The organism is Tolypothrix sp. PCC 7601 (assembly GCF_025677855.1).
In the GTDB taxonomy this organism is placed as follows: domain Bacteria; phylum Cyanobacteriota; class Cyanobacteriia; order Cyanobacteriales; family Nostocaceae; genus Aulosira; species Aulosira diplosiphon.
In genome coordinates this window covers 4,159,817-4,173,222 of sequence record NZ_CP064879.1, presented here as the reverse complement: position 1 = coordinate 4,173,222, position 13,406 = coordinate 4,159,817, and the positions used below count along the sequence as shown (strand labels likewise).

General features: G+C 41.8%; 13 protein-coding genes. 5 read left to right on the top strand and 8 right to left on the bottom strand.

Annotated elements, in window-relative coordinates; genetic code table 11:
• Positions 1-192 precede the first annotated feature (192 nt).
• From HG267_RS17370 to HG267_RS17360, 3 genes are read right to left on the bottom strand one after another with little or no spacing between them, the layout of a single operon-like run.
• The gene (locus tag HG267_RS17370) at positions 193-951 is read right to left on the bottom strand and encodes a superoxide dismutase (protein WP_045869977.1); all 759 of its coding nucleotides are present in this window, start codon (positions 949-951) and stop codon (positions 193-195) included.
• Between the two features lie 55 nt (positions 952-1,006).
• Positions 1,007-1,246 (bottom strand): hypothetical protein, encoded by a 240-nt coding sequence (locus HG267_RS17365; protein ID WP_155539179.1) that lies wholly within the window; start codon positions 1,244-1,246, stop codon positions 1,007-1,009.
• Positions 1,247-1,253: 7 nt separating this feature from the next.
• Positions 1,254-2,675, bottom strand: a complete 1,422-nt coding sequence (locus HG267_RS17360) for an NADP-dependent isocitrate dehydrogenase (protein ID WP_045869978.1) — start codon at positions 2,673-2,675, stop codon at positions 1,254-1,256.
• A 363-nt stretch (positions 2,676-3,038) separates the two neighbouring features.
• Here HG267_RS17360 and HG267_RS17355 point away from each other — a divergent pair, with 363 nt between their 5' ends.
• The 4 genes from HG267_RS17355 to HG267_RS17345 all read left to right on the top strand — a co-directional run bounded on the left by HG267_RS17355 (position 3,039) and on the right by HG267_RS17345 (position 5,630).
• Positions 3,039-3,752, top strand: coding sequence for a GUN4 domain-containing protein (locus HG267_RS17355; protein WP_045869979.1), 714 nt, complete (start codon positions 3,039-3,041; stop codon positions 3,750-3,752).
• A gap of 187 nt (positions 3,753-3,939) precedes the next feature.
• Positions 3,940-5,040: an ABC transporter ATP-binding protein gene (locus HG267_RS17350; protein ID WP_045869980.1), complete on the top strand. Its 1,101-nt coding sequence runs from the start codon at positions 3,940-3,942 to the stop codon at positions 5,038-5,040.
• Positions 5,041-5,076: 36 nt separating this feature from the next.
• Positions 5,077-5,307 carry an element excision factor XisH family protein gene (locus HG267_RS41910; RefSeq protein ID WP_081583985.1) on the top strand — a complete coding sequence of 77 codons (231 nt, stop codon included), beginning with the start codon at positions 5,077-5,079 and terminating at the stop codon, positions 5,305-5,307.
• Positions 5,295-5,630: a XisI protein gene (locus HG267_RS17345; RefSeq protein WP_045869981.1), complete on the top strand. Its 336-nt coding sequence runs from the start codon at positions 5,295-5,297 to the stop codon at positions 5,628-5,630. The genes HG267_RS41910 and HG267_RS17345 overlap by 13 nt, the downstream gene beginning before the upstream one ends.
• 109 nt (positions 5,631-5,739) lie before the next feature.
• On the opposite strand, the gene HG267_RS17340 is transcribed toward HG267_RS17345, so the two are convergent.
• Positions 5,740-6,216, bottom strand: a complete 477-nt coding sequence (locus HG267_RS17340) for a hypothetical protein (protein WP_045869982.1) — start codon at positions 6,214-6,216, stop codon at positions 5,740-5,742.
• A 164-nt stretch (positions 6,217-6,380) separates the two neighbouring features.
• Entirely contained in the window at positions 6,381-7,442 is a 1,062-nt protein-coding gene (gene mtnA / locus HG267_RS17335) for an S-methyl-5-thioribose-1-phosphate isomerase (RefSeq protein WP_045870128.1), read from the bottom strand.
• Positions 7,443-8,125: 683 nt separating this feature from the next.
• Here mtnA and HG267_RS17330 point away from each other — a divergent pair.
• Positions 8,126-9,742, top strand: a complete 1,617-nt coding sequence (locus tag HG267_RS17330; RefSeq protein ID WP_045869984.1) for a hypothetical protein — start codon at positions 8,126-8,128, stop codon at positions 9,740-9,742.
• A gap of 337 nt (positions 9,743-10,079) precedes the next feature.
• Here the strand turns inward: HG267_RS17330 and HG267_RS17325 are convergent, their stop codons facing one another.
• The 3 genes from HG267_RS17325 to HG267_RS17315 form a co-directional block, all read right to left on the bottom strand.
• Positions 10,080-11,369 carry a homoserine dehydrogenase gene (locus tag HG267_RS17325; protein ID WP_045870129.1) on the bottom strand — a complete coding sequence of 430 codons (1,290 nt, stop codon included), beginning with the start codon at positions 11,367-11,369 and terminating at the stop codon, positions 10,080-10,082.
• Positions 11,370-11,558: 189 nt separating this feature from the next.
• On the bottom strand, positions 11,559-12,842 hold the full coding sequence (gene petH, locus HG267_RS17320; protein WP_045869985.1) for a ferredoxin--NADP reductase: 1,284 nt from the start codon (positions 12,840-12,842) through the stop codon (positions 11,559-11,561).
• Between the two features lie 383 nt (positions 12,843-13,225).
• Positions 13,226-13,375, bottom strand: coding sequence for a hypothetical protein (locus tag HG267_RS17315; protein ID WP_155539181.1), 150 nt, complete (start codon positions 13,373-13,375; stop codon positions 13,226-13,228).
• Positions 13,376-13,406 lie beyond the last annotated feature (31 nt).

Below are 13,406 nucleotides of genomic sequence, written 5' to 3'. Positions count from 1 at the left end.
GTTCTTTTATTTTCCTAAAAAAACTAATGATGAGACTATAGTTTTATAAAAATTTATTAATAGTTTTTACGTAATATTTGAATCTAGAAAAAGTAAACTATTTCTCTCAGTGAAAGTAATTATAACTGGGTTGCATAATTGGTAAAACCGGGGAGATATTCAGTAATTCTCATGTCTCCCCGTTGCCTTTATCTAAGCGAACTTACTAGCGGCAGCAAATCGCTGATTAATTTCATCCCAATTTACCACATTCCACCAAGCTTCTAAATAATCAGCACGGCGATTTTGGTAGTTGAGATAATAGGCATGTTCCCAAACATCATTACCTAAAATCGGGTATTTACCTTGGCTTAAAGGCGTGTCTTGATTGGCTGTAGTAGTTACTTCCAACTTGCCATTTTTATTGCGAACCAGCCAAACCCAACCACTACCAAATTGACCTGCACCTGCTTCATTAAATTGTTTTTTGAAAGCTGCAAAATTACCGAAATTCTGATTTATAGCAGTTGCGATCGCCCCTGTAGGTTCACCACCACCTTTAGGCTTCATAATTTGCCAAAACATTGAGTGATTGACATGACCTCCGCCATTATTGCGTACAGTTTTACGAATATCTGCGGGAACTTTGTCAAGTTGACGTAACAGTTCTTCAACAGTTCTGCCTTTAAGTTGTGGATGTTTCTCCAATGCTGCATTCAAGTTTTTCACATAAGCTGCATGATGCTTATCGTGATGAAACTGCATAGTTTTAGCATCAATATGTGGTTCCAGCGCATCATAGGCATAAGGTAGAGGCGGTAATTGAATTGCCCCTTTAGTTGTATCGGATTTTGGTTCGGGACTGCTTGGGTTTTCACTGGGAGATTTCTCCGCCAAAGCGCAAGCTTCCAGTGCAAAAGTACCCACACCCGCACCAACTAAAAACAAGAAATGTCGTCGATCTATACTCATAAAAAATTTTGCAGCCAATGAATAAAATTACTAGACAGCTTTTATTGTCGTAGATTCAGGCTGCAAAAGGATGAGAATTGGGTATGGGGCATGGGGCATGGGGCATGGGGCATGGGGCATGGGGTAATGGGTAATGGGTAATGGGTAATGAGTAATGGGTAATGAGTAATGGGTAATGAGTAATGGGTAATGAGTAATGAGTAATGAGTAATGAGTAATGGGTAATGAGTAATAGTTTTTCCCCAATCCCCAGTCCCCAGTCCCCAATCCCCAATCCCCAGTCCCCAGTCCCCAATCCCTAATTACCCAAAATGCTGAATAATTGCTTCGGCAAATTCAGAACACTTTAACGGCTGTACTTGTGGTTCTAGTAAACGGGCTAAATCGTAGGTGACTTGACGATTGGCGATCGCACTTCCTAAGCCTTTCTTGATCAGATCTGCGGCTTCTTGCCAACCCATAAACTCTAGCATCATCACCCCAGACAAGATTACCGAACCGGGATTGATCCGATCTAAGCCGGCGTGTTTGGGGGCGGTACCGTGGGTTGCTTCAAAGACGGCGCAGGAATCGCCAATATTTGCCCCTGGCCCCATTCCTAAGCCGCCAACAATAGCAGCTGCTGCATCGGATAGGTAATCGCCGTTTAAATTCATGGTCGCCAGAATCGAATATTCATCGGGTCTGGTTTGGATTTGTTGAAAAATACTGTCAGCAATCCGGTCATTGACCATGATTTTATCTTTCCACTTGCCGTTGCCGTGGCTGTCCCAAATTGTGTTAAGAACAGTTTCAACTTCCTTGACAATTTGCGCTTGTTTCTCTGGAGTTAGGGCATCAAATCCAGGGTCAACTTGACGGGCGTTGTCTTCTAAGGAAAGATTGGGGTTTTTCTCCTTATTACTTAAAATCCAAGATTCCCTTTCGGTGACCGTTTCTTGGCGAAATTCGGTGGTTGCTAGTTCATAGCCCCAATCACGGAAAGCACCTTCGGTGTACTTCATGATGTTGCCCTTATGCACCAAAGTCACCTGTTGCTTGTTTTTGGGCAATAACAAGGCGTGTTTGATGGCACGGCGGACTAAACGCTGGGAACCCTTTTTACTAATGGGTTTGATGCCAATCCCAGCATCGAGGGGGATCTGCTTTTTTCCATGTTCTGGGGTGGCGGGGATCAATTCTTCATTGAGAATTTTAATTAAGCGATCGCCTATTTCGCTGCCTTGTCGCCACTCAATCCCCAAATAAATATCTTCTGTGTTTTCCCGATAAACAATTACATCTAGCTTTTCGGGATTTTTGTGAGGTGAAGGTGTACCTGCATAGTAGCGGCAAGGACGCACGCAAGCATACAAGTCAAAAATTTGTCTAAGAGCCACATTTAAAGACCGAATACCGCCCCCGACAGGAGTGGTCAAAGGGCCTTTAATAGCAACGCCATATTCTTCAATAGCTGTGAGAGTATCCTGAGGTAAATACTGATATGTGCCGTATAAATCGCAAGCTTCATCCCCAGCGTAAACCTTAAACCAGCTAATTTGGCGCTTACCGTTATATGCCTTTGCTACCGCTGCATCAATCACTTTTTCGGTAGCAGGCCAGATATCTATACCCGTTCCATCGCCCCGGATAAAGGGGATAATTGGGTTATCAGGAACAACAGGCTCACCATTCTTAAAGGTAATTTTTTCACCCTTTGTTGGGGGGGTAATCTTGTCGTACATACATACACTCCTAATTGATAAATATTTTGGGCATAGGGTATAGGGCATGGGGCATGGGGCATTGCTAATTCTTTCTCGTTCCTAATCCCTAGTACCCAATCCCCAGTCCCTAGTCCCCATTACCCCTAATCCCCACTCCCTGCGGTCGTGGGGGCCCCGAGTTCCCCAGTCCCAGCCTTTGCAGCGCAGATTTCCCCTACTTTCCTTGTACAGTATTTAGGGCTAAGGTGTGGGATTGAGTGAAATCAACGCTATTTTGTACGATCAAAAATAGTAAACTACTTTTCGCTATCAGTGTTTAATCTTTAAGAACACCCGATAGCCGATCGCATTTTCACACTCCCACTACAACGAGTAATTGGCATGACAGACCCAATGATTGTATCAGGCACTGCTAATGACATCGACTCCCTCCGAAGAACGCTAATCGCTGGGTCTCTTCAAGTCCAACAGCAAACAATCCCAAAGTTAGCTGAGTTGGGTGATGCGGGATTAGATGTCTTGATGGAATTTTTACAGAAACGTAGTGATACCCCAGCGACTTGGATTGATGGCAAGGCCTATCAAGTACTCTACAACTCTGATGCACCTAAAGCCAAAGAATTTTTGCTTTCCCATTTTCCTGAGGGAATTGTACCTCTAAAATCAGAGTGCGGGATTAATTACAATTCCTTGCAACAACTACTAGCCGCCCAAGACTTCCAAGCAGCCGATCGCGTAACCATCGAAAAAATGTGTGAACTAGCAGGGCCAACGGCATTACAAAGAAAATGGTTGTATTTTACCGAAGTAGAAAATTTTCCTGCGGTTGACTTACATACTATTAATAATCTGTGGTTAGTTCACTCTGAAGGCAAGTTTGGGTTTTCCGTTCAGCGAGAAATCTGGTTAGGTTTAGGTAAAAATTGGGACAATTTCTGGTCAAAAATCCATTGGAAAAATGGTAATAATTGGACTAGATACCCTAATGAATTTACCTGGGATTTAAGCGCACCAAGAGGTCACTTACCCCTTTCTAATCAACTACGCGGCGTTCGAGTCATTGCTTCGTTATTTGCTCATCCTGCTTGGAAGTAGTAATCAGGCCAATTTTGGATTAATGGATTTTAGATTTTGGATTTTGGATTAAAACAATGATCATGAGAAAATTCCAGAAATACCAAATAATACTCAATAATCCAATTTGGTATCAGTCATCAGTCCTCAATTATCAAAATCAAGGACAAATGACCAATGACAAACTACAAATGACAAACTACAAACAATGGCAAACGTCCGTTTAGAAGACATCAAACGTAGATTTAACAACGTAACTGCTATCGAGGATATTTCTTTTGAAATTCCCGATGGCGAGTTTTGGGTTTTAGTAGGGCCTTCTGGTTGTGGAAAATCTACAATTTTGCGAACGATCGCCGGTTTAGAAACAGCCACTTCCGGTAAACTCTTTATTGGCGATCGCTTGATGAATGATATCCCAGCTAGACAGAGAGATGTAGCGATGGTTTTCCAAAACTATGCCTTATATCCCCACATGACGGTGGCGGAAAACATCGCTTTTGGGATGCAGATGCGGAAGGTTGACCGCAAGGTAATTCAAGATAGAGTTTTGAATGTAGCGCGATCGCTTTCCTTGGAACATTTGCTAGATCGCAAACCCAAACAACTTTCTGGGGGACAACAACAACGGGTAGCATTAGGAAGAGCGATCGCACGTCAACCGCAAGTTTTTTTACTCGATGAACCTTTGTCTAATTTAGATGCCCAATTACGAGATGATACTAGAGCAGAGTTAAAGCAGCTGCATCAAAATGTGGGAATTACCACGGTATATGTAACTCACGATCAAGTTGAGGCGATGACTTTAGCCGATCAAATTGTGGTACTAAATCGTGGACGCATCCAACAAATTGGCGATCCCCAAAGCATTTATGCCAATCCCGCTAATCAAATGGTGGCAGCTTTTTTAGGCAATCCACCCATGAATATTTTGCCTGCAGTTGCTCAATATGAAGGTTTTAATGTTAGCGGACAGTTATTAGCAATTCCCACAAATTTACAAGCTAAATTACAAATACGTCAAGGACAAAGTGTGGATTTGGGTATTCGTCCCGAGCATATCACCATCAACACAGATTCAGCAGTTACCAGCGAAAACTCCGCACTATTATCTGTGGAAGTCAAGGTGGTAGAACCATTGGGAAGAGAAACTTTAATTCGGGCCAGTGTACCTGATTCATCAGTACTGCTGAATGTCCAGGTGGGTGGTGCGGTGCGTTTACATCCAGGCGATCGCCTTTCCCTACAACTCGATTTGAATCACTTATTTGTGTTTGATTCTACTACTGGTGACAGAATATTTCCTTGAAAACCCTGTGATTTTACTGAAAATACCAGGTTCAAAATCGAATTAATTTCTTGGCTATGGCTAGAGAAGGCTATTGGACAGTATATCCTTTATAAAAACATTCTTGAAGAAACTGAAAAAGATAGATTATTGTATTTAGCTGTTACCAACATAGCCTATAAAGATATTTTTGCTGAACCTATTGGAAAATTGGTTATGCAAAAAAACCATTTAAGGTTAATGATATTTAATTCTCATCGACAGGAAATAGAAGAATGGATAAATTAGAAAGATATCAAGCAATTATTGTAAAATTACTACAAGAATACGCTAGTATCCCTTATTCTTATGGTGATTTGGAAAGAAGATTTATCATTAGCGAAGACCACAATAATTATTTATTAATAACATTGGGCTGGCAAAATTACCAGAGAGTTCATGGCTGCCTAATTCATCTAGAAATCATCAATGATAAAGTTTGGATTCATCGAGATGGTACAGAAGACGGTATCGCTAATGATTTAGTAGCCTCTGGTATTCCTAAAGCAGATATTGTTTTAGCATTTCATCACCCAGAAGTTAGACAATATACAGAATATGCCATTAATTAAGCATTATGTAGGATGTGTTACGGCTTCAGCCGTAACACATCAAAGCTTTGGGTAAATGTATTATGCTAGCGCTACGTGAATTTCAAAAATAAAATATGAATCATATAAATTATTTTTGAATCTCCATTTGAGAAATTAGAGATTCTTTTTTGGTTTTCCCGCAAGGTTCAGCACTTTGGCAATCACTGACTGACTCAATTTTATAAGTTAAACTGACTTTTTTATTTAAAAAAGTTTCGGGTTTTTCGCATACTTCAAAGGTAGCGCCCAAATTATGTTCAGTTCCCTTGTCATCAACTAAGGTTACGTAGCATTTTAAATCGCCATTTACCATTTCTTTAATAGTGCCAACTTGCGGTTGTGCTGTTGCATTTGTCTCAGGTTCATCACTTTTGGCTTGGCTATGAGATTTTTTATTTGTAGCTTCTATTTTATTTTCTGTGGTTGTAGAAGTTGTTTTTACAGTTTCCGTTTTTGTCGGCGCTTTTTCTGAAGTTTCTTTTGCACTATCACTGGCTGCATTACTGCAACTAGTAATCCAGATAGAGCAAAGAACTACCGCAATTGTTGTGGCTAGCTTTTTCATTAGTGTAAATTGAAAGTACTGCAGTTAGGCTGATTTCACACCATAAAAAACTCCAGGTAAAATTTTTAATAGTGTGAAATCTTATACCTAGATTAACTAAAGCTTTTTAGCAGAACTTTCGCAATAACACAGCTATAGTACATAAAAATTTAATGTTTAAAAATTTACACTGCTTGCTTGACTTGAGATTGTGCTAAGTCGCTAGGAGCAAAGGCACCATTTTCTGTAATGATGGCTGTAATTAACTCTGCTGGGGTAACATCAAAAGCCGGATTATAAAAATCCACCCCTGAAGGCGTGAGAATAGTATCACCTACTTGATAAATTTCTGTGGGATTTCGTTCCTCAATGGGAATTTGACTACCATCAGATAATGCAAAATCAACAGTAGATAAAGGCGCAGCGACAAAGAAGGGAATATTATGTGCTTTAGCTGCGATCGCCACACTATATGTACCTATTTTATTGGCAGTATCACCATTCGCCGCAATTCTATCAGCACCAACAACCACAGCATGAATTAAACCCTGTTTCATGCAATGGGCTGCCATGTTATCAGTAATTACTGTCACGGGAATTCGTTCTTGCACGCACTCCCAAGCTGTGAGTTTGGCACCTTGCAAGCGGGGACGGGTTTCGTCAGCAAACACTCGCGCTAAACGCCCTTCCCGCCAAGCGGAACGCACCACACCCAAAGCTGTACCGTAACCAGCAGTAGCCAACGCCCCCGCATTACAATGAGTCAAAATTGTCAACTTTTCGGGATTTTTGGGCAATACTGCTAACCCATTGTCACCAATCGCCTGACAAGTTTGTAAATCTTCACCATGAATAGCTTGAGCCGTTTCCAAGAGATTTTGTTTAAGTTCTGCTACGCTTCCCAAGTTTTCATAAGCAGTTTTCATCATGCGGCTAATTGCCCAAAATAAATTTACTGCTGTGGGGCGAGTAGAACGCAACAGTTGAGCAACCTGTTCTAAACGCTGCAAAAATTCCTGACGATTACTGGTTTCAATTTCCCTCGCACCCAGATAGATACCGTATGCAGCCGCAACACCAATTGCTGGCGCACCGCGAACAATCATAGTTTTAATTGCCCACGCCATATCTTCGCTGCGGTGAATTTCTACAAAAGCATACTCATTCGGCAAGCGGGTTTGATCGATTAATGATACTGTGTCGTCATGCCAAATAATTGGATAAACCTGGTTTTGAGAATTTGTCACGTTGCTTTGCTCCGAAGTCAAAATAAAAAATTCGTCTTGAAAAGTTTGCTCAAGTCGGGAAACCCCTTCGGGTTCGGCAGTCCACTCGGCGGCATAGCCGCACGTGTGGCTGCACTCACCGCCCACGCAACTTTTCGCAAAAATCAAAATTAACAATTCCCTGATGCACAAAATGAGTCCACAAAATTGGGCAGCAATTTTTGCAGGGGGACATTGGTAGATATTTCGTCGCAACCCTGATACTAACTGTTGCTTAACCCAGTTAATGGAAAAAGGAAAGACAATACCTTTAACCCTTCCCCTTTACCCAAACCAAATTATGAGTGCAAAATACTCAACGAGTTGTATTGCTACTCACCCTACTATGCATATTTGAAAAATTAGGTACTAATTTTATCTCAATTCAGCCACTCAATACCCTCCTTGGTGAAGAGAAACCGCCCTCAGCAATCCAGATAATAGCCCAATTACCAATTACCAATTACCAATTACCCATTACCCATTTTCATCTAAGTTAATTTTTCTAACACTCTGCCCCTACTATGTATCCGGTGTAAATAAAAACTGCTGTAATAATGCTGAAATCCTATCGCTTAATTCTCAAAATTAAGTGCAGGAAATTTGTTTGCATGTTGAATTAGTAGATCAAGGATACTCGGACTCTATTTATGCAGTTATTCAAAATGTTCTGGAAAAGAACTAGCAAGAGGTATTATTACCCTCTACTATCTCTAGTCCTAGCGGTCATCTTAATATTTACTTCAGTCAGCTTTAGCCAAGCGCAAGAAGATAGCAGTACTAGCCAGCCACCTAATACCAACTCTACACCAATAGAGAATACATATACTCCTCAGCAAACTAGCAATGAAATGTGGAATGCGCCACGTGTGACCACAATTAGAAGCGTTAGCCCCAAGGAATTGTATATCAGTATTCCTCAATCACTTGTACCGGAAAATATTAATAACTACAAACAAGAAAGGGTGAATTTAGTTATTACAGGTGATAATTTTCCCAAAATAGATAATTCACAGAATAATAAAATTGCAGTCAAAATTGGTAATCCGCCGGATATTGCTACGACAACTAATATTAGAGTTGCAGATGATAGAAGGGCAATTTATGCAACTTTTAATAACGAGCAACTAAAGAAATTAAGCCGGGGACTACGCCCTGTAATTGTAGAAGTGGAAGGAAATGCCACTAATATAGACCCCTTAGTAGCTGGAGAGCAACTTCAGGTTACAGTCAAGCGTCCTGTGAGTGGGTTAACTACTTTCATTGTGTTTGCGATCGCAGCTCTGTTCACGTTCCTAATTATAGTCATCATCTATATGCTGGCTACAGAGTCGAAAAAAACCGACTTACCGCAACCAGTCAAAGAAAGCAATACAAGAAAGTTTAGTTCTTTAGAGTGGTTAATTCTTGATCGCCAAAGCAATACCTTTAGTTTGGCACGCACCCAGTTTGTTTGGTGGCTGACTATTATTGTGTTTGGCTATTTATTTCTCTTCATCGGGCGGGGACTAATTCAAGATATTTGGGAGTTTATTCCCCTATCAGGATTTGCCTATACCTTTTTAATTAGTTTAGTAACATTAGTTACAGCACAGGCAACTGCTGCCGTACGTGGTAGTAAAGGTTCCGGGCAAGTAAATCCTGCATGGTCAGATTTAGTAGTACATGGTGGTGTAGTCGCCTTAGAACGTGTACAGCAGGTAGTTTGGAACCTAATTATTGGTGTTGCTTTTATTGTAATTCTTTTAGTCACCTATACCACTGCATCTTCCTTACCAAGCATCCCCTCGGAAATTTTGGTACTGATGGGTATCAGTGCTGGTGGTTACATCGGTGGTAAAGCAGTCCGCAAAGCTGGCCCCAATATCACTCAAGTAGTGCTGTGGGGTGAACCAATAGACTGGAACACAAATCCTCAACTTACCGTAGCCGGAGAGCATTTTTCTCAAGCAGGGGGTGTAATTCTGCAAATGGTTTACTTAGACGAATCTTTGAATGAAAAACCAGAAACAAGAATTGAAATTAAACAAGACAATGTTTATACCCTAGAACCAGATCCGTTGAATCCTACGGAGTTTTGCAAAAAATTGCAAATCAATTTTAATAATTTGAATGCACTGCCAGAGTATGAATGGTCAGCATGGCTACAAGAATTTGCTAGTAATTTTACAGATAAAAAAGTCAAAATTACTTTAATTAATGCTGATGGGCAGCGGGCTGTTTGGGATGGTTCCAATCCTGTACCTGAAAGAAGAGATGCTCCAGCACTCCAAGCACCATAGGCATTGGGTTTGGGGAAAAGGTAAAAGGGTAAGGGTTCAAGGTATTTTCTTGCCCCTTTCCCCTTCCGCCTTTTCACCCTTAACCCAATACGGTTCAGTTCAGAAAATTAATTGATCACAAAACCAAAAAACTAGTTACTCAACAAAAAAACCAAACAATAATTTTGGAGGGGGTTTGGGGGACGCAACCGTCACCCAATCGGGGGTTTGGGGGAGAATCCCCCAATTTATCTGGCTTTTTTAATTAAGTGACAAATTAATCACTAATGAGCTTAACCCAAGCTTATTACCCCTTAACCCATCAGTAACAATAAATTCCAAATAATATTTGATACCCTTACAATACCCGTAATAAGCTAGGGATGCTATCGATAGCTGACAATTCCCGAATTTCTGCCAAAGCTTGGCGAAAGTCCCCTTCTTTCACATCGTGGGTAACCACCACAATCTCAGCTAGTTCTCCCTGAAACCCAGTTTGCACAACTGACTCTAAGCTAACGCCGTAATTGCCAAAGCAGGTGCCTAATTTACCAATTACTCCGGATTGATCTCTAGTTAGAAACCTGGTATAAAAACGAGTTACTAATTCGGAAATCGGGGCAATTTCACAGTAGTCTTGATGCCGACAAGCTAAGAGAGGATTCGGGTTAGCTGTACTAGTTTTCAGCGTTGCTACTAAATGTAAGATATCTGATGCTACAGCACTAGCAGTTGCGCCAGCACCAGCACCAGGCCCAAACAACATGACTTGCCCAATGGGTTCGCCTTCTACCAGAATGGCATTATACACGCCGTTGATGCTGGCTAAGGGGTGTGTTTTGGGTACTAAAGTCGGATGAACTCTTACAGATAGCTTCGAGCGATCGCTAGCATGAAGCTTGGCGATCGCTAACAATTTAATCACAAATCCTAATTTCTCAGCATAGGCGATATCGGTCTTACTAACTTGGCGAATCCCTTCTGCATAGACATCTTCTAGGTGAATGCGTCCGCCAAAAGCTAAGGATGCCAAAATCGCAATTTTATCGCCTGCATCTAAACCATCGACATCGGCGGTAGGATCGGCTTCTGCATAACCCAATCTTTGAGCATCAACCAATACATCCTCAAAGTTGCTGCCTTCTTGCTGCATCCTTGTGAGGATGTAGTTGGTAGTACCGTTAACAATACCTGTAACGGCGTGAATGCGGTTCACACTTAAAGACTGTTTGAGTGGTTGAATTACAGGTATACCACCACCAACTGCGGCTTCTAGCAAGACATAGACTCCAGCTTCATTAGCAGTGGTGAAGATTTCATCACCAAAGCGCGCGATCGCAGCTTTATTGGCGGTAACTATATGTTTACCATTTTTTAAAGCTGTCAGAATTAGCGATCGCGCCGGTTCCAATCCACCCATGACTTCCACAACAATATCTACCGCAGGATCGTTGACGATAGATTCTAGGTCTGTAGTCACTACTCCCTCTGGTAGTTGTACCTCACGCGGTTTATCAAGCGATCGTACTCCCACTCGGTGGATTTCTACTTCCTGCAACAATGGGTTACGGTCAGTTGTATCTTGTAACAACTGTACTGTACCCGTCCCAACAGTTCCTAATCCCAGTATTCCTAGCTTCACACCCACAAATTTTGTACCAAATTTCACCAATAACAATTGTAGGGTGAGCTGTTCGCCCACCCTACAAGTTATGTTTTGTCATTTGTCATTTGTCCTCTCTTACAAAGTTCTGATCGGAGGAAACCTCCGCTCAGACTTTGCGCTTCGTCCTTTGTCTAAAACCAATGACTAATGACTAATGACTAATGACCAAATTTAGTAAGTTTCTACGTGCCAGCGGCCAGCTTTCTTAATTTCCTTCTGGTAAGTACTCCAGGTTACGCCTTCTTTCGCAGCCGCCGCAGTTAACGCTGCATCAATACCATCTTCCATACCACGTAAACCGCAGATGTAGGTGTGGGTTTTTTCATCTTTAATCAATTGCCACAGTTCATCTGCATGTTCTGCAACTCGGTCTTGGATGTACATTCTGCCACCTTGGGGATTCTTTTGTTCCCGGCTGATAGCATAGGTGAGACGGAAGTTGTCTGGATACTTTTGCTGCATTTCTTCCAGTTCTTCCTTGTACAGGATGTTAGGACTTGTAGGTACACCAAAGATTAACCAGGCAAATCCATTGAATTGGTATTCTGGATTAGCTGCTCTCTCAGCATCCTTAAACATCCGCCACAGGTAAGCACGCATGGGCGCAATACCAGTTCCGGTCGCCATCATGATTACTTTGGCATCGGGGTCGCTGGGTAATAACATTTCCTTACCCACGGGCCCAGTAATTTTTACTTCTGCCCCTGGTTCTAAGAAACACAGGTGAGTTGAGCAAACACCGTAGACTGTTTCGCCACTTTCTGGGTGTTTATACTCTAACTGACGCACACACAGCGATACTGTTTTGTCATCCACATCATCTCCATGACGAGTTGAGGCGATGGAATACAGTCTTAGCTTTTCTGGCTTACCGTTTTTGTCTACTCCGGGTGGGATAATACCAATACTTTGACCTTCTATGTATTTCAAATTGCTACCAGAAAGGTCAAATTTTAGGTGCTGAACAATACCAATGCCACCTTCTTTGACTAAAGGTTCGTTAGATATACACTTACCAATAAAAGGTGCATTGGGACGGTAAATGTTTACAGGAACATCAGCATGAGAGTCTTTTTTAGCTTTCGCTTGAGTCATGGTGTTGCCTTTTTGATCCTTATTCTGAAGCTGTGTTTCAGCTGGTGGTTTTGCATTCGCAGGTGTGGCTTGACCATTCCCCTCACTGTTAGCAACCCCTAATGAGGCTTTACCATTTAATTGCTGTAGAGCGCTTGCGGGTTGAATGCTCACAATTTTTCCGCCTAGGCGAGTGATACGTCGCATTTCTTGATTCATGCGGTTGTAAGGCACTCTGATGAACACACTGCCACTGTTACGAATTGGGTAGTTTGTGTTATCAGTCTCTTCGTTCTGATGCAGACCAACCACTTCGTAAACGAAGACGCGGCTACCTGATTCTGTGTTGGCAGCACCCTCAACAGCACCTTGGTTATACATTCGTTCTACCACTCCGATGTTTACTTAACCGTTTTTCAAAAAAAACTTTTCCTATCACAAGTCAGCTTTAGTTTACCGGATTTTCGCTTCACTAAACTGGCGTTCTAGGAAAGACGGCATCATCAATGTAATGCCTTGCTAAGTACACTCACCAAAGACATCCAGGCGGCGCAAAAACACACCTGTTCACCTTCTAAGTTAAAGGATTAGTCTTGTGGAGAATGTTAATAATGAATCAATTTAATGTTTTCTTCCTGAACTAAAACATCCCAATAGGGAGATAGTGAGCTATTACCCAAAGGGCACGTCGCCATAGCAAACTCAGTATAAAGACAGTTTTGATAGGTAGAAGCCACCACTCATTTTGCCCTTAAAAGCCGCTACTACGCTTGCCTGTTTGCGGCAGATATCTCCAGTAACACCAATCGCGGAAGCTTTGTTCCTTGTAGTTGGATTTCCCGGATTGCACCTTTTTTCTTCCATTCGACAGAAAACTTTTGTGCAACTTGCATAGAAAATGTTTTTGGTTGCATTGCTCACCTGATCGGGAATAATTTCCCAACT